Origin of the sequence: Arcicella aquatica (genome assembly GCF_034928825.1) — a bacterium.
GTDB lineage: Bacteria > Bacteroidota > Bacteroidia > Cytophagales > Spirosomataceae > Arcicella > Arcicella aquatica.
The window spans coordinates 1-18,206 of the sequence record NZ_JAYFUL010000014.1 but is presented as its reverse complement, the minus strand read 5'-3'; the positions used below and the strand labels follow the sequence as shown (position 1 = coordinate 18,206).

Below are 18,206 nucleotides of genomic sequence, written 5' to 3'. Positions count from 1 at the left end.
ATTAGTTAACCTATAACTAAAATCACTAATTCACAACTCACTCAATCACTCAATCACTCAATAGCAAACGGTATATTAAACTTTTCCAACCTTCTGTACAAAGCAAAACGTGTGATACCTAGCGAACGAGCGACTTTTGATATTTTGTTTTGATGAAAAGCCATGGCTCTTTGAATCATTAACAACTCAATTTCATCTAACGTCATCGTTCCTACTTCTGGTAGCGTATTTTTATTACTTTGTATAGTATTGATGGAAATATTCTTTTGAAAATCTTCAATCGCTAGTTCATCTTTAGGCGTTAGCAAAATCGTTTTTTCAACTAAATTTTTCAGTTGACGAATATTGCCTGGTAAAGGTAAAGATTTCAACCAATTGATAGCTTTAGGAGCTATTGTTAAATAGGGACGCTCGTAAATAGTTTTCAGGTTACTGACAAAATAAATGGCTAAAGAAGCAATGTCATCAGGTCTTTCTCTTAAAGCGGGCAATTTTACTGAGATAAGATTGATTCGATAAAACAAATCTTCCCTGAAAGTATTGTTAGCCACCATTTCTTCTAAATTACGGTTAGTTGCACAAATTACCCTTACATCTACCGTTTTGCTTTTGCTGCTTCCCAATGGTTCAAAGGTTCTATCTTGTAATACTCTGAGTAATTTTACCTGACTTGATAAATCTAAATCACCAATTTCATCTAAGAATATTGTGCCTTTATTAGCCAGCTCAAAACGCCCTATCCTATCAGATTTAGCATCTGTAAAAGCTCCACGGATATGCCCAAACAATTCACTTTCAAATAAACTAGCCGAAACACCCCCTAGGTTCACTTTAATAAATGGCTTGTTTTTTCTTTTACTATTTTGATGGATAGCCTCCGCAATCAATTCTTTCCCTGTACCACTTTCGCCTGTTATCAACACAGGGGCATCTGTAACGCCCACTCTACCAATCGTTTCAAGGATTTCTAATAGCTTTGGGTCATCGCCCACGATGTGTTCAAACTGATATTTTTGGTCTAACTTCTTACGATTGAGCGATTGTACTTTTTGCTGAGAAAGATTTAGAATTGTAGTGATAGACTGTATAATATAATCATTTTGCCATGGTTTAGTTATAAAATCCTTAGCCCCCAATTTCATTCCTTCTACAGCCAAATTGATAGTTCCCCAACCTGTCAATAGGATAACCGCAATATCAGGGAAAGCACCACGGATAATTTTCAATGCTTTTATCCCTTCATCTCCAGAAGTTTCAATCGAAAAATTAAGGTCTAGTATAATTAAATGTGGTTGAAATTCTTCGATAACATCCATCGCCAAAACAGGTGAAGAGGTCGTCTTCACCTGAAAGCCTTCTTGCCGAAGCATCAACGAAAGGGATGTCTGTACGGCTATATCGTCATCAATGACTAATATTTTGTTCATTTCTTTTTTGCTTTAGGCTATAGGCTGTAAGCTTTAGGCAAGTACATTCCATTCTTTTTGTTGTAAGCTACAAGCTTTAGCCAAGTATATTACAATGCCTAAAGCTTACAGCCTATAGCCTAAAGCTACTGTTCATGCAAAGCCATTGCTGGTTGAATTTTGGCAGCTTGTCTGCTTGGGTGATAGGCACAAAGCGTTACGATACCGTATAAAATTACGATAGAAAGCCCAATTGCCATCCAATAAATACTGTTTTCTATATTGAACATGTGCATTAAAGGAACTTGTACGGCAAATAGTACTCCGATAAGTATTCCGAAAGTAGTAATTACCCAGATTTCGCCCACAAACTGTATTTTGATATTGCCAGCGGTTGCTCCCAACGCTCTACGAACACCTATTTCTTCACGACGCTTGGCAATGTTTAAATTCAAAACTCCAAACAATCCCATTGCTACATTCACTAATAAAAAGACTGTAATAATCAAGAAAATAATAACGGGCACTAAAGCTAAATTATGCTGATTTTGGCGTTGGTCAGTCAGATAACTTACTTCTGTCGTCCAATCTTTAGCAATAGCTCCAATATCTTTGGTAAGCTTTGCTTCAAAATTAGCATCTGTACCAGGTTTTACTTTGATGAGTACTTTACCGTATTCATATTTGTCGTCAATGAGGTTAAAAATACAAGGGGTATTTTCGGTAAATTCTCCTTTTGCTTTGAAGTTTTCAATTACTCCAACTACTCTTTTATTCTCACCAATAATTTTTCCGATTGGATTTATTGCTCCAAACAAAGCCTCTTGAGTTTTTTTATTAATCACCACAGGTTTGAATTTGGCTACTGCATCAGCCTTTTTAAACCAGTTACCCATTATTGTTTTCATACCCAAAGCCTTTGTGAAATCTTCATCTGAATTGTAATAATCAGCAAGGATAGAATTCTTTTTATAACTAATATTTCCATTAGTGTTATTAAATGAAAAAGGTGAATTACTAGACATTCTTGTAGCTACTTCTACTTCTGGATATGACCTAATTTTCTGAAAAACGGTGTTCAATTTTTCCGCAATGGCTGTTGTATCTTGGTTTTTGTTCAAGTCCAAAGCCCAAACGTTTTCGTATTCAAAACCGATAGGTTCTAAATAGTTTTTGAAATTGTAACTAATCAGCGTCATTACGCCAAAAAGTACCAAAAAGGAAAACCAAATCTCTACCATCAATAAAGTATGATGGCGTTTTTTATTCCAGATGAGTTTAAATAAATGAGATAACATGATAATTGTGATTTAGTGAGTGAGTGATTGTTTCAATTGTGAATGAGTGAGTTGTGATTTAGTGGTTTTTAATCCTGAAATTCTTTTTGTTAGATAATTTTACACAAACAATATGTAGCGGCAACCCTTGCGGTTGCCCTGTTCCGATTTCCACGTTTGCGGTTACCCTGCGTTGAACGGCAACCGCAAGGGTTTGCCGCTACACATTATAAAAAATCTCTATGCTAAAATTCCAAAATCTGAAATCACAAATCCAAAAACCTACGAACTTTTCAGTGCATCAATTACTTTCATTTTCGACATTCTGATGGCTGGTACTACGCCTGAGAGTAAGCCGAAAATCAAACAAACCAATAAACTCACGCCAAATACACTAAAATTAATCGTTAAGTCGGCATGAAGAATTAAACCACTTTCATTGAAAATACTGATGATGATTAACGTAAGGATTAAGGCAAAAGAACCTCCAATCATGGTAATAAAGATATTTTCAATAATAAATTGCCAAGCCAAAGAACTAGAAGGTGCTCCGAAAGCCTTACGAATCCCGATTTCAGAAGCCCTTTCCATAATTCTACTCACATTCAAATTCACTAAGTTGATAGCAGGTAAACCCATCAACATCAATAAAATAAAGAAGATACCAACATATAGAAAAATCTCTTGTCCATCTCTTGTAAAACTATACAAAAAAGTATCTACATACGTTTGAGCTTTGACTTCGATAATATCATACCTATTCCCCCAATTCATAATAGGTAAAGGAATTCTTCTAACCGAAGCATCAAATTCATCTTGAATTGCTTTAAAATCACTTTTGTTTTTTGCCAAAATGATAGCCGTAAAACTACCTTGTAAGCCTTTAGATTGATAATTACTCTTGGGCAAATTATAAGGAAAAAACACATCCGAAAAAGTCATAATACGAGTAACAGGTGCAGATTTCACTACGCCAATCACTCTGAATTTCTCATTATCTACTTCTATTGTTTTGCCTATTGCTGAAGCTGTTTCGTCTTCAAAATATTGTTTTTTCATGGCATCGGTAATTACTACTACGTGTTCGCCATTGGCAATATTTTGTTCGTTAAAAGGCTTTCCTTCCAGAAATTCATAGTCTGTCACTTCCCAAAAAGTTGCATCACAAAACTTGGTACTTACTTTGATTCGTTTACCATTCAAATAGGAATTGGCCGAATTAATCATCGTTGAAAACCCTATTTTTTCGGGTGTCTTCAAGGGTTTGATATGCTCTTTGATAAAATTATAAGAAATCTGTCCGCCATTCATAGAAGTTCTTGCCGAATCTCGTATGGTAAGATTCATAATATACAGCGACCTATCTCTTTTGTATTCTGGATAGTGACTTCCTACTAAATGGTCGATAAAAGAAGTAATTACCATCAACACCGTAAGCGTCAGCGTAATGCCAAAGAGGGTAATAAAAGTATAGAATGGATGCCTAAGCAGGACTTTCCACGCTATTTTGATGTAATTGAATAACATAATTTATTTTGTTTAGAGGTTAAATTAAGATACTTGAGAGCCATCAAAAAGGCGAATTAAGCGGTGGGTTCTCTTAGCCATGTTTTCGTCGTGAGTAACCATTACGATAGTACTTCCTGCAGCATTGAGTTGTAAAAGAATATTTAAAATTTCATTCCCCATCGCACTATCCAAATTACCTGTTGGCTCATCTGCTAAAATGATTTCTGGATTTCCAACAATAGCCCTGGCAATGGCAACACGCTGTTTTTGTCCCCCCGAAAGTTGATTCGGAAAGTGTTTCATCCTATTACTCAACCCTACTTTTTCTAAAGCCTCTTTCGCTGCATCTCTACGACTTTTGCTGGTTGAAGTACGGTATAGCAAAGGAATTTCAACATTATCTAAAATCGACAAGTCGTTGATAAGGTGAAAGCTCTGAAAGATAAACCCTATTTTCTGGTTGCGTAGAAAAGCCAAATCCTTATCCGTGAATTTTTCTACAGGTTTACTATCAATAGCAATCGTGCCTGTCGAAGGCTCATCTAATAAACCCATAATGTTCAACAACGTACTTTTGCCACAACCTGATGGTCCCATAATAGAAACGAATTCTCCTTTTTTAATGTCTATATTGATATTGTTCAATGCCAATGTTTCAATATTACTAGTCTGATAGACTTTCTCGATGTTGGTTAGTTTAATCATGATTATTTTCTAAGATTTAAAGATTCGTTTTGTTCAAAATCGTATAACGTATAATAACGTAATGTATAATATGCTTGCCAATAGTCCCTTAGGGCAATGATATAATCTCTTTTGGCGCGGTCTTTTTCTTGCAAGGCTATGCTCAAATCTGTGATGCTCAAATCTGCCAAAATGTACCTATCTTGGGCAATCTGATACCTTTTATTGGCTATTTCATCTGTTTCTGCGGTGAGTTTCACTTGCTTTTGAAGCATTTCAAAAAGCGTTACCTGTGTATAAATCTGTTGCTCAAAAGTTAGTTTATCTTGTTCTACACTTTGCTGTGTTAGTTGTAAATTGGCTTTAGCTGTTTGTGTACGAGCCTTAGACCTCCCCCAATCCATAATCGGCAACGTAAATTGTATTTCGACGAACTCACGGTCTTGAGCATTTTTATAAATATCCAAAGGTCTTGCACCACGATTAGACAAACCAAAAGCTACATTCAAAGAGGCATTCAACCCATTCTCACTTTTAGCTTTGTTCAAATCTCGTTCAGATTCTAAGATTCTTCGCCGAAAGGCAATGGCATCAGAGCGACTATTCAGAGCTTCCTTAATGGCTTTTTGTGCATCAACCTCAAACACTTTAATCTGAAAAGGAACGTCCAATTCTAACTTTGTACTTTCTCTATAGCCAATGTATGATTTCAATTGTAGCGTCGCTACCTCCGCTTGCTGTTTAGCAGACGCCAAATCTTTCTGAGCATTTAGCACTGATAAACGCAATTGAAGGATGTCATTTTCTGAAATCTTGCCCAACTCTAGCCTTTTCGATGCAATTTTATACAGCGTATCGTTATTACTTCTATTCTTCTCGGCAATTTGCAAGTTGACCTGTGCAATCAACAAATCAAAATAGTAACTACTCACATTCAAGGATACTTTTTCTAAGGATTCCAGAAAAAGCTGTTGACTTTCTGAATACTTCAACGGTTCTATTTGTTTATCCCATTTCATAAGATTGAACCTAAAAAGCGGTTGCGTCAATCCAAATGCTACAGGTATCCCATTATAAAGCGTCGTATTTCTCTCGAAATCATCAAAGCGTTGAAGTTGCTTTTGTACATAAATCGTTCCTCCTGTTTTGGCAATACTTTGGCTAAGCGATAGCGTTAAGGTTGAATTATTATTAGAAACCGACTGAAAAGCGACTGTTCCATCAGGTTGAAGCACTTGAATAAACGAACGTGTAAAACTTGGCAAAGCACCACTTAAACTCAATTGCGGTTTAAAATCAGCTTGAAACGATTTGAATCGCCAAAAATTTGTTTCCTTCTGCGTGGATGCTTGTTTAGCAGCAATGGATTTATCTTTGGCCATTTGCACGGCTTCATCTAAGCTTAATTGAGTTTGCTGTGCTAATGATAAATTGCTGATAAACAATAAGATGTATCGTAAAGTGTTTTTCATTATTGCTCAATTTTAATTTCGTTCAAATGCTCATACTTGCTCAAATCCGAAATAATCACCTTTTCGCCTGCTTGAATACCACTTTTTATCTCTACAAAATCAAAATTGGAAAGTCCAATTTCTACCTCTCTTCTTTTAGCAATGCCTTTCTCTAATACAAATACAAAGGTCTTTCTTTTCCCATTAAAAGCAGGACCATTAGCTACTCGAACCGCATTACCAATGCGATTGGTAACCATAAAAACCTCCACCTTCATATTGGGGCGAAGCGAAGCGTGTTTATTATCCTCTAAAGCAACTGAAAATTGAACGATGCCATTGGCTACTGAAGGCTTTATTTGCACCACCATGCCACGTAGTGACACTTCATTGATTTTTACAATCACAGGCATCCCTATTTTCAATTGGTCGGAATAAGTATCCGAACAAGAACCTTCTATTCTAAAACTGCCTAAATCAGCCAATTTGGCTAACATTTCACCTTCGTTGACGGCTGAACCGATTTTATCGTTTACCCAAGTAAGCACCCCTGAACGGTCGGCAACAATATCTGCCATCGTGATTTTGTGTTGAAGTTCTTTCAAGTTCTTGCTTTCAATTTCAGCATTCAATTCAGACTCTCGCACATTTGCTCCAACAGACTTTCGGTGATAATTCAATTCGTTCTCTAATTGTGCTTTTTCTAGTTCTGCAATCTTCAAAAGGTTTTCGGCTTTAGTTACATCTTCTTGTGTTCTCCCTCCTACTTTTAGCAAGCGCTTGGTGTCTTCTAAATCTGCTCTAAGCCGATTAATGGTCAGGGATTTTATTTTATCGCTGATGTCAGCATCATAGATTTTTTTATCTAAATCCATCTTCAACTTTCCAATGCTATTTTGCTTTAAAGCCAGTTGGTCTTTTAGTTTCTCCAACTCTATCATCGTCAGCGATTTATCTAAATCCATGATAGGCTGACCAGCCTTTAATGATGCACCTGTGGTAAAAAAAACTTTTTTAATGCTTGCCTTTATCGGACTAGTAATGGTTTGTTCAAAAGCAGGAATTACTTCGCCAGATGCCGTTAAGGTATTTTCGATACTGCCCATTTCAGCCACAGCTGTTCTGATTTTTGAAGCTTCAATAGAAGATTGAAGAGAATTTCTAAAAAAGTAGAGTATCGCAATTAACGCTGACACAAGCAACAAACCGATAAGCCACTTTTTAGATTTCCGTTGATTAATAAGGTTTTGAGAAATTTCTTTGTCCATAATACTGTTAGATTTGTCAATAGTATTCCAAAGACAATGCCAAACAATAATTAATTGATTATCAATCAATTACACAAAATAAGAAATGTAATTTATGTGCTATTTAGCACGGTTTGTGCGGGAAGGAACGGGGTGTACTTACCGTATAATAAGTTTTGGGAAATTAGTTGGGTGGAGATTTGGGAAATGTGTGGGTTTTTACTAAGTTAGTATAAGTATTTATTATTAAAAACTTTCCCAAATTAAGGGATAGTGTCAATAATAATATTAGGATAAAAAGAATACCCTAAATCAAAACCTATTGGGATGAAAGTAATTCAATATATTCAAAAAAAAATTGACGATAATGATTTGAAATCTTTTATTTTAGATTGTTATAAATCGAGTGAAATAAGACATCAATTATATGCACTTTGTATCCTAATTGAAATAAAATTTGAACTTCTACCTATAGAACACTTTAATGATGTTGTAAAATCTATTTTATCCAAGGGCTTAGCCTTAAATTTTCAAAACTTTACTAAAGAAAGAGCAAATACATATTCCTCTGAATCTAAAATAGATAAACCCATTTATTCAAGAGTAGTTACAAAAGATACTTTTAATGGGTATATTGGAGATTTTAAATTTAATGAACCATATATTGATTTTGAAAAAATAAAAATAAATGGTTGGTCAACAAGAAACGGGACGGTATGGATTACGCTAAAAGACGAATTGAATAATGTTATCAATAATTCTATTGACAACATTTACAAAGCAAATGATGTATGTGATTTTTTAGGGTTACCAAGAGAGTATGAGGATGTCGAATATTTTAAAATTAATTATTCCTCGAATTTTAATGAGTGTGTTTTCCAACCAAACTCATCAAATGTGCTATGGCATTATAACTACGTATTATTTCTTGCATATAAAAAAGATGATGGGTTCGGTAGAACATATAATGAAAATGGATTTCGCTTTGGTCGAGAACAAGTACATTCAAAATCTTATTACTTTGACAATGAATTTAATGCTGAAATAATAGGTTTAATCTCTGAAAAATACCCTATAAATGACAATATAATTAATGAAGCTAAAAAAAGGTTGGAAATATGAGGGAAGAATTAATAAAACAACTTGAAATATTAAGCCAGGATGAGTGGAATAAATTTATAAAACAAATTTCTTTCAATAAAGAAGTAGAGCCTAATACTGAATTCTTAGGTGATGATTTACCATCTATTTTACTAAATCTATATAGGACGATTAACAAACTTAACAAAAGTATTCTTCAATCTTACAATAACGCAATTATTTATAATCTTAAAACAATAGATAAGATTAATAGTAATTCTCAAATCATCTATACTTACCTATACTTTGTTCATGAAACGAAACCATTTGAGCATAAAAAAACACTAACATCAGTTCTTTATGAAGATAAATTAAAAAAAATGTTCTATGGAAGTTCAAATTTAGAAGAATTATTATTGAAATCACTTATCCTATTAGAAGACTCCAATAATCCTATTCTATTAGAGAAGATTTCAAATTTAAAATTGAACGATTACTATATTTATCTAAGAATACTATATTTCAGTCAAATAAACCTTATTAATTTATCTTTGGCTGATTTTGAATTTATTTTAACAGGCAAAAAAATACTTTCAGAATATGAGGGATTTATTTATTACAACGCTAATATTGACATAATCCCTAATAAAATAACTCTAACTGATTTCACAAAGCACCTACATAAAAATTGTATAAATATCAGCAATAATATCAATCTAAAAAACGCTTTAAATAAGGTGATTGATTTTTGGAAAAATAAATTATTTTCAAATTCCCCGTTAATAGATATGTTAATCCTTCATTTAGAAGATTATTTTAATAAAAAAGAATCAAATGCAAATTTATACCCCAAATTAATAGATATTATTTATGAATATGACACTCAATTGGGATTAACTATATCTAACTATTATAACGATCAAAAATATAACTCTAGGGAATCAATTAACCGTGATGAATTTTTCAAAAACATTCTTGACTCATATTAAAACTTTTTTATATGGATTTGTTAAAAGATATAACAAGTAGGGATATAGATTTATTAATTTCTGATATTGATTTATTAGAAGCAGGATATGAATTAAATTATGTTATGGATGCAAGCGATATAATTACTTTTTCATTTCCATATGGAATTTATTTCAATTTGAATCTAACTCCTGATGATATAGGCGATTCTTTTATTTCATACGAATATATATTTAGCAAATCAATTAAACCAATCCTATTGGATGAATATAAATTAGAATTAATCTTAAATAGAAATTCAATTAAATCAAATGTAGATAAGAGATTAAATCGAAATTTGTTTGATTTGACCATTGAAACTTCTCAAAATTTGAATGAAACGATTAGAAAGATTGAAAATAGCACAACATTTCTACTAGCAACTGCATTAATGCAAGAAAAATTAGTAAATAAATTTGATGATTTATTTATGAACAAGTTACAAGTCGATGAAATAGTATTAGGTAATAAAAATAAAAAAGATGAAAATCAATTAAATGAATTATTTAGGAAGGTTAAAAGAACTGATTGGGTCAATGATGTTTTCAGAATATGGGTGAATACTAAAACCGAAATAGATTATAATGATGCAGAGGTAATTAAAGAATACAAAAGCACTTTAAGAGATTTTATTGCTATTGATAGATTGTGTAATATAAATAAATTGACCGATGAAAGTACAGAATTAAAAGGTAAATATATATTTTTATATTTCTCAGGGGCAAAAAAGTCTGCTGATATTTTTAAATTAAAAGATGTTACAAATCATTTACCAAAAATTAATAGAATTAATAACTATAATATATTAAGAACACCCAAGCACACATTTTTATTATTCTTAATCTTTGATGAGAATCTTACTAAGATGAAAGATGCCTTGTTAGAGTTTAAAAGCATAGCACAAAAAAAAGAAAAACTCAATGAATCTCTAAATACTTTGCATGAAAAAGAAATTAAAGATTATTTTGATAAATTAAACCTTCAAAGAAGAACCCTAATTGAGAAAACATTTATTGAAGTCCAAATTAATCAACATAAGGAGTTTCAAGATAAAATAGCTGAAAAAATTAAATCTTTAAAGGAGAAAGAAAACCTTAAAGAAGTTTCATCTTTTTATGAAGACTTATTAAATAATGCCAAAATTGCCAATAGTAAAACAGAATTATTACAAATTAATAGTTCATATCTACTACAAGGCAGCATAATAGAACTGCTTCAAAAATTAAAGAATGAAGAAGCTTTTAAAATAAATAAAGGGAAAGACCAAATAAAGGGAGATTATCACCATTTACCTATTTTAATTTTTTTTGACTGTAATTCTATAACCAATAATGCCAGATTAGAATCTCTATATATTAAAATCATCGAATATGTAATAGCAACATCAGTATTTAAAGAAAAACAGCTTAATGAATTAATTGACAGTATAAAATTAATTTATTCTGAAATTGAAAATGAAGGTAGTAATAAAGAATATTTTTATGAAATTCTAATAAAAGTATTCATACTACTATTCATTGAAAAAGCTGATGAAATTAAAATAGAAGTAGCATTAATTATAGAGGATGGATTATTAAATTTAGAAACTAATAAAACTGCAGATGGTAAATGGGCAGATGATTACATTTACACTTTGATTTGGGTTTACAGAAGAATGGAACAATTTGAGAAGTCTGAATACTATTGTGATAAAGGCATAAAACTATTTCACAACGACCCAAGATTTTATCATGGGAAGAGTTTAGTTTTATATAATAAATCGTTTAATCAAAATACGTTAGCAACATGTAGTGAGAACCAACTTGATGAAATTTTGCATTATTCTGAGTTATCTATTAAAATGTATAATGATGTAATGAATAATACGTCTATTTGTCGTGTTGAATATATCAAATATGTAAAAGGCTCTATTTCAGCTATAAACAATTTAATATTATATTCTGTATCATTATTTTATCTTGATAAATTGGAGACAAATCAATATATAGAAAATCAAGATATACATACTAAATATAGTTTAATGCATTTAAGAGAATATATTTTAAAACCTATTAAATATTTTGAAAAGGAATTTCAAAACCCTGAAAAAGGACGAGCTGAATACATTCATACAGAATCTATCTTTGAACTAGTAGAAGCAATATATTTTAAGGATATAAAGAAAATGGAATATTCTACAAATGCCATTAATGAAGCCCTTAAAATGAATCCTAGTTCAGACCTTTATAAAAAAACTTCTTTAAAAATAGCAAGTTGGACTGATAAAATATAACCTTCATACAACATCAGTTTTGTTTGTCGAAGTTCGTGTCTCTACGAACTTTATTTTGTCCCATTTAATTGCCTTTATCTACTCTTGCTGTTCTAAGTCTTTTTTCGACTTAGAACGACAAATAAAATCGCAGTCTCCGACTGCAAAGGGATAAAAACAACACATACTTTTGCAGAAGTTCGTATCTCCACGAACTTGTTTTTGGCAAAATAAACTTTAACATAAAACGGTAACCGCAAGGGTTACCGCTACAAAGGATTGTAATCGGTTTTATCTCTAGATTTGTTTATAAAAAATGTAGTGGCAACCTTTACGGTTGCCCAAAAGAATATGCAAAAAAGAAATAAAAGAATTTTACACTTAATCTTATGCCAAACAAAAAATTAAGACATTCTATTCGTTACAAAAATCACGACTATTCTGCTGGTGGTTCATATTTCATCACAATATGTTCAATCAACCGAGAAAATATATTCGGCGATATTATAAATCAAGAAATGAATCTGTCATACTTAGGTTCAATTATAGAAAAAGAATGGTTAAGTATTCCAAGTCGTTTTCCATCAGTAGTATTGGATGCTTTTCAAATAATGCCCAATCACCTTCATGCAATTATTCATATAAATGCTAATAAAGATGAGGCTTTTCCAAAATTTCCTAAGCATACACTTTTAGGTAATATCATTGGTAGTTTTAAATCTTTAGTCTTTCAAAATTTTTATAAATATTTAAAAGACAACAACTTAATAAAACAACAGTCAGCAAAGGTTTGGCAGAAAAATTATTGGGAACATATCATTCGTTTTGAAAATGAATTGAGCAATTGTCAAAGGTATATCATTAGTAATCCCCAAAAATGGGAGGAAGATATCGACAACTTAGAGAAACTCTTGCTTAAGATGGAAGAAAAAAGTATTTCCTAATTTTTGATTTAATTAATCACTACTTCAAAACAATCTAAGGGAGTGTTTCTTAAACTGAACGAATTTCAAAAATTTTATTTATGACTTCGGCAAAAAGGTACAAGATAATTTCATCATAGTAACCTGAAAATGGTAAAATAAAAGGTAACCGCAAGGGGTACCGCTATAAAAGGTTAAAATCGGTTTTATCTCTGGATTTGTTTTATAAAATGTAGCGGCAACCTTTACGGTTGCCCAAAACGAATACCATCTCCGTCTATCTCCGTACTCTGTTATACTTAGAACACTTGTAGCATTATGTTCTATGTCCTACTGAACATGGAATACACCACGGAAAAAGACATGAGTGAACAAGAGGGTCAATTGCTCAATTCTTTGGAATATTGAGTAAATAAATACCGACTTTAGTTTTATAACATAAGTCTGCAACTCCTCTTAATTCTAGTAACTCATGAAAAAAGTACTATTCTTAGTCTTCTTCTTAGTAACCTCATTTAAAATTATTGCACAAACAAATGCAGTCGTTAAAAATCTTCATTATAAACCCTTCAACGGGAATGGTTTTGTTTGTGTAAATCCCAAAAAGAAATTCAACCGAGCTTTATATGGTAGCAATTCTGCTTTTAGGATAGAAGCTGGCGATTTTCCAGAGTTTGCTTTGTATCTACCCGGCATGGGCGGAAACTGCAAAATTGGACTATTGAATGGTACAAAAAGTAAGTGGCTCTCGGAAGCTCAAAAAATACAGACGGTGTATCAGGATGGAGCGATGCACTATAAAATTCAAGATGAATTATTGGGTGATGCTACTTTGGTATTAAAAGTTACAGCTACTTATACGCAAGAAGCCCTATTAATAGCTTATCATGTTGAAGGAAACAAACCCAAGGATACACAACTGACTGTTTTGTTTGGAGGAATTACGGGGAAAAAATTTTCAAGAGATGGTGATATTGGGGCTGACCCAGAAAGTAGCTTTTATTTAAAAGCAGAAAACTGTAGCAATAATAAAATCAACATAGCTAAAAACACTTTTAACATCCAATATTTACGAAAGGATTCTAGTCAAGTAGTAGCAGGACTATTTCCTGACAATTATACTTTATCTATCACTGATGCAATCGCCCAAAAATCTCCTTTTGAAGTAAATTCTTATCGTAATAAAGTTTCAAATCCATGTTTGACAGGTATTGGTGATTTGAAAGAAACGGAACAATACCTCTATATCCAAAAAGGGAATGTGGGTTTTGACTATTCAGCAATTCCTGTATTTGCAAAACAGAATGAAGTTCTTCGCCAAAAAATTGCGAATACTGTACAAATCCAAACGCCAGATACGTTACTAAATCCTATGGGACAAGCCCTAAGCTTGGCCGCTGATGCCATTTGGGATAGTCCTACTTATATGCACGGTGCCGTGGCTTGGCGGATGCGTTTACCTGCTTGGCGTGGTCCTTATATTGCTGATGTAATGGGGCAACACGACAGAGCGAAAACGCACTTTTCTGCTTATGCCAAATCACAAGTGGGTGAAGCTTTTCCATTAGCCGATTCTTCACCTGATTCTGCTATGCACTTGGCTCGCCAACTTGAAAAAATTGGGAAAGGTATTTTTACAGAAGGCTACATTTGCAGAAATCCAAATGGTGATATTCGGGCACACCATTATGATATGAATTTGGTGTATATCGACCAACTTTTAAATCATTTCAATTGGACGGGCGATACTACCTATTTACGTGAGATGTGGTCAGTTATCAAAAAACACCTCGCTTGGGAAAAACATAATTTTGATGCTGACGACGACGGACTTTTTGATGCTTATTGCTGTATTTGGGCAAGCGACGCTTTGCAGTACAGTGGTGGTGGCGTTACTCACTCTACAGCTTACAATTACCGAGCATTTCGTTCAGCAGCTTCATTAGCTAAATTGTTGGGTGAAAACTCAAAGCCGTATCAAGATGAAGCTGATAAGATTTATAAAGCCCTACAAGAAAAACTTTGGTTAGATGAAACAGGCTGTTTTGCTGAATACAAAGATGCTTTAGGGTTACAATTAGTCCACCCTTCTGCTGGGCTTTGGACTATCTATCATGCTATTGATGCTCAGGCTGCTTCGCCCAAACAACAATATCAGATGACTGAATACGTTCAAAAAAACATTCCTCATATTCCTTTCCGTATCCCAGAACTCAATCAAGATTTTTATCAGTTGAGCACCACTAATTGGCAACCCTATACTTGGAGTATCAACAATGTGGCTTTGGGCGAAAACCTCCATACTTCGTTAGCTTGTTGGCAAGCGGGTAATAAAAACTTAGCCTATGAAATTTGGCGTAACACCATCATCGAAAGTCTTTATACTTCTGCTTCGCCGGGTGGATTTGAGCAACTATCAAGTTTGGATGCTATCAGGGGCGAACTGTATAGAGACTTTGGCGACGGCATCGGTATGGCTGGCAGGAGTTTAGTAGAAGGTTTGTTCGGAATAAGACCGCAGTTATTAGAAGGAAAATTATTGATTGAACCGGGTCTTCCGAATGAATGGGCTTATGCTAAGCTCAAAACGTCTGATATTGAATTTAACTTCAAGAAAAATGCTAAACTATATGAATATGACATTAAAACCTTTTGGAATAAATCGTCTGAATTAACTTTAAGGATTTCAACGGAGTATCAAAAAGTAAAATCTGTAGTACTTAATGGAAATCCTGCAAAATATACTTGGACACAAAATGGGAACAATGAGCCAATCCTTGAAATAAAGACCTTAACAGGTAAGACTTTTGTAGTGAAAGTATTATTTGAAGAGAACAAGGTTGTTAAAAATGTCGCAAAACGTGAAATACCTAAAACAGAACAGACTACAGTAAACCCTGAGAAAAGCATAAAAAGTAATGTATATCATTCGATAGATTTAAGTAGCTCCTTCAATGATAAAGTGACTCGTATTTTTAAAAACAAGTACTTGTCTCCTCGCCTACAAAGTGCTACATTGCAATTGCCCGTTCAAGGGATTGGTAATTGGTGTTACCCCTTGGTGGAAGCAATTATTGATGACTCAGGTCTTCGTCAAAAAGCAAAACAACAAAATGGTTTAATCCATTATCAACAAATTCCATTTGCTACGCCCGCTGATACCAATCAGGTGAATATTGCTTTTGCTAGCAAATGGGATAATTTTCCAGATACATTGAATATACGTCCTAAACAAAAAATACAAGGTCATGCTGTGCATTTATTAATGGCTGGTACTACCAATCCTATGCAAAGTCAAATGGCAAACGGCAAGGTAGTGGTTCACTATGAAAGCGGCGAACAAACTTCTTTTGAATTACACAACCCGAACAATTGGTGGCCCATTGAACAAGACTATTTTTATGATGGCAAGGCTTTTCAATATTCACAAACTGAGCGTCCAACTCGATTGTTATTGAAAACAGGTGACTTCATCAAAGAAAATTCAAAGCATACCAGTATCAAAGGTTTTAGTAATGCTGTTATCGAAGGCGGAGCGGCCAACGTTTATCAATTTCCCATTCTGCCAAAACCGATTAAATCTATTCAAGTAATCTCTCTTTGCAATGATGTTATCATTGGCTTAATGGCTCTTACAGTGCAGGAATAAGGTTTTTACGATTGGAGATTAGCATTATCTCCAATCACTCATTTCCTCTTTGATATCTTCAATCAGAAAATGATTGATTGGTACTTTAGCATCTTTGAGCAAATAGATACTTGTTCCATATTCTCGGGCAAAAGGGTTTTCTAGTTTGCCCGTTAGTGACACTGATTGAAAAAGCGGTCTTTCTTTTTGACGGTTTTTATCATCGTCGTCAGCAAACTGTATTAAGATAATGTTCTTAATTTCAACTTTATCTAAAGGCGGATACCAGTTGATATAATCAGCGTTAACAGTAACAGCACCAATCGTTGGGAATTTTGAATAGTAATTGATAGCCCCAGCTTGTCCATAATTATCACAAAGTACCAGAGTATGTTCCTTGTCTGCGATACCCGCATAAACACTATCTACTTTTTGGGCTAGTTCTTTCCAACTTAGCATATCTGCAAAATCTTGTGGCATCGTATGGTCTCTACCATCCTCCCATCTTAGCATCCCAAACTTTTTATAGTTAGCTAGTTTCCCTTGTATTTCAGTGGGTGTAACATTCGGAAATGCAATTCTGTACATGGGTATAAACAGTAACAGAATAATCAAAATCGCTACTGGACGAAGGTATATTTTCCAACCTTCGTTCAATACATTTTCAAGGTATACCGAGCCAAAAGCTAATAAAATTGGGTATAAACCAATGGCATAATAATCTTTCGCTTGTAAATAAACAAAGATTGATAAGGTAAACACAAATGCCCAAAAGAACATTCGATACGCTTTAAAGGGCTTGTACCTAAAAAAAGAAATAAGTGCTGCTATTAACACAAAAAGCGAAGCTGTAAAAAACAATAGTTGTTCTTTGAGGAAACCTACTCTACTGACATTGACCAATTGATATTTTTTAAGCAAAGCCAAATGATGAAAAACAGGGTAATTGTTATTTACCTGCCAAATTAAATTAGGAAGTACGAGCAAAAACGCGATGAATATGGCAATGTATAAATGTGGATTTTTGAATACTTTCCGATGGGGATTCAATACCAAAGCAGGAATAAAGCCTATCAATAAAAATACAATATTGTACTTATTCAAAAAGCCAAAAGCAAAAGTAACAGCCGCTATCCACAACCATCTGTTTTGACTAGTGATGAAGTATTTTAAGAGCGAAAAGTATAGGAAAGTCCAACAAAGAATATCTAAAGAATTCGGCTGATAAAGGGTATTTATTCGTAGGATGACAGAAAAAGTAACAGCACAAGCCCCTAAAATCAAAGCAAAAATACCACCCTTTAACACTTCAATGGCTTTCCAGACTACCACCATCGTTAACACACCAAAAAGGGCAGGAAAAAACTTCACCCAAAATATACCATTGCCCAATTGCAAAATGATATACGAAAACCAAGAAGTAACGGGCGGAACCGATAAATATCCCCATGCTAAATGGTGTGCTTGGTCGAGATGCAGATACTCATCTCTGTGTAAATCATAAATAGGATGGATTAAATTATATTGAAGGATAAACTTAAAAACAATGAAGCAAATGAGTATAATAGTTTTCTTATTCATGGTCTTTGGGAAGCGAGGTTAGTATTTTTGAAGCAATAGACATTTTTAACATATATAATCTTGTTTTCGTACAATTTATTAGGCTATTTTCCTGAAATTGTAAAGTCCACAAGCTGTTTTCATAAGATTTTCTCTGAATCCGAATCTGTAATTACGATTTT

General features: G+C 33.4%; 12 protein-coding genes. 5 read left to right on the top strand and 7 right to left on the bottom strand.

Annotated elements, in window-relative coordinates; translation table 11 throughout:
• Nucleotides 1-53: 53 nt before the first annotated feature.
• From VB264_RS10635 to VB264_RS10610, 6 genes are all read right to left on the bottom strand, one after another.
• Nucleotides 54-1,427 carry a sigma-54-dependent transcriptional regulator gene (locus VB264_RS10635; protein ID WP_323249184.1) on the bottom strand — a complete coding sequence of 458 codons (1,374 nt, stop codon included), beginning with the start codon at nucleotides 1,425-1,427 and terminating at the stop codon, nucleotides 54-56.
• 125 nt (nucleotides 1,428-1,552) lie between these two features.
• On the bottom strand, nucleotides 1,553-2,704 hold the full coding sequence (locus VB264_RS10630; RefSeq protein WP_323249182.1) for an ABC transporter permease: 1,152 nt from the start codon (nucleotides 2,702-2,704) through the stop codon (nucleotides 1,553-1,555).
• A 261-nt stretch (nucleotides 2,705-2,965) separates the two neighbouring features.
• The gene (locus tag VB264_RS10625) at nucleotides 2,966-4,210 is read right to left on the bottom strand and encodes an ABC transporter permease (RefSeq protein ID WP_323249180.1); all 1,245 of its coding nucleotides are present in this window, start codon (nucleotides 4,208-4,210) and stop codon (nucleotides 2,966-2,968) included.
• Between the two features lie 24 nt (nucleotides 4,211-4,234).
• Nucleotides 4,235-4,897: an ABC transporter ATP-binding protein gene (locus VB264_RS10620; protein WP_323249178.1), complete on the bottom strand. Its 663-nt coding sequence runs from the start codon at nucleotides 4,895-4,897 to the stop codon at nucleotides 4,235-4,237.
• Nucleotides 4,898-4,899: 2 nt separating this feature from the next.
• On the bottom strand, nucleotides 4,900-6,348 hold the full coding sequence (locus tag VB264_RS10615) for a TolC family protein (protein ID WP_323249176.1): 1,449 nt from the start codon (nucleotides 6,346-6,348) through the stop codon (nucleotides 4,900-4,902).
• Complete coding sequence (locus tag VB264_RS10610) at nucleotides 6,348-7,595, bottom strand: efflux RND transporter periplasmic adaptor subunit (RefSeq protein ID WP_323249173.1); 1,248 nt, start codon at nucleotides 7,593-7,595, stop codon at nucleotides 6,348-6,350. Before VB264_RS10610 ends, VB264_RS10615 begins: the two co-directional genes overlap by 1 nt.
• Nucleotides 7,596-7,901: 306 nt before the next feature.
• On the opposite strand from VB264_RS10610, the gene VB264_RS10605 reads away from it, so the two are divergent.
• The 5 genes from VB264_RS10605 (at nucleotide 7,902) to VB264_RS10585 (ending at nucleotide 16,485) form a co-directional block, all read left to right on the top strand.
• The gene (locus tag VB264_RS10605) at nucleotides 7,902-8,696 is read left to right on the top strand and encodes a hypothetical protein (RefSeq protein ID WP_323249171.1); all 795 of its coding nucleotides are present in this window, start codon (nucleotides 7,902-7,904) and stop codon (nucleotides 8,694-8,696) included.
• Complete coding sequence (locus VB264_RS10600; RefSeq protein ID WP_323249169.1) at nucleotides 8,693-9,643, top strand: hypothetical protein; 951 nt, start codon at nucleotides 8,693-8,695, stop codon at nucleotides 9,641-9,643. The genes VB264_RS10605 and VB264_RS10600 overlap by 4 nt, the downstream gene beginning before the upstream one ends.
• Nucleotides 9,644-9,654: 11 nt before the next feature.
• Complete coding sequence (locus tag VB264_RS10595; protein WP_323249167.1) at nucleotides 9,655-11,934, top strand: hypothetical protein; 2,280 nt, start codon at nucleotides 9,655-9,657, stop codon at nucleotides 11,932-11,934.
• Nucleotides 11,935-12,302: 368 nt separating this feature from the next.
• On the top strand, nucleotides 12,303-12,857 hold the full coding sequence (locus VB264_RS10590; protein ID WP_323249165.1) for a transposase: 555 nt from the start codon (nucleotides 12,303-12,305) through the stop codon (nucleotides 12,855-12,857).
• Nucleotides 12,858-13,308: 451 nt separating this feature from the next.
• Nucleotides 13,309-16,485, top strand: coding sequence for a DUF4450 domain-containing protein (locus tag VB264_RS10585; RefSeq protein ID WP_323249163.1), 3,177 nt, complete (start codon nucleotides 13,309-13,311; stop codon nucleotides 16,483-16,485).
• A gap of 24 nt (nucleotides 16,486-16,509) precedes the next feature.
• Here the strand turns inward: VB264_RS10585 and VB264_RS10580 are convergent, their stop codons facing one another.
• Nucleotides 16,510-18,045 (bottom strand): glycosyltransferase family 39 protein, encoded by a 1,536-nt coding sequence (locus VB264_RS10580; RefSeq protein ID WP_323249161.1) that lies wholly within the window; start codon nucleotides 18,043-18,045, stop codon nucleotides 16,510-16,512.
• Nucleotides 18,046-18,206 lie beyond the last annotated feature (161 nt).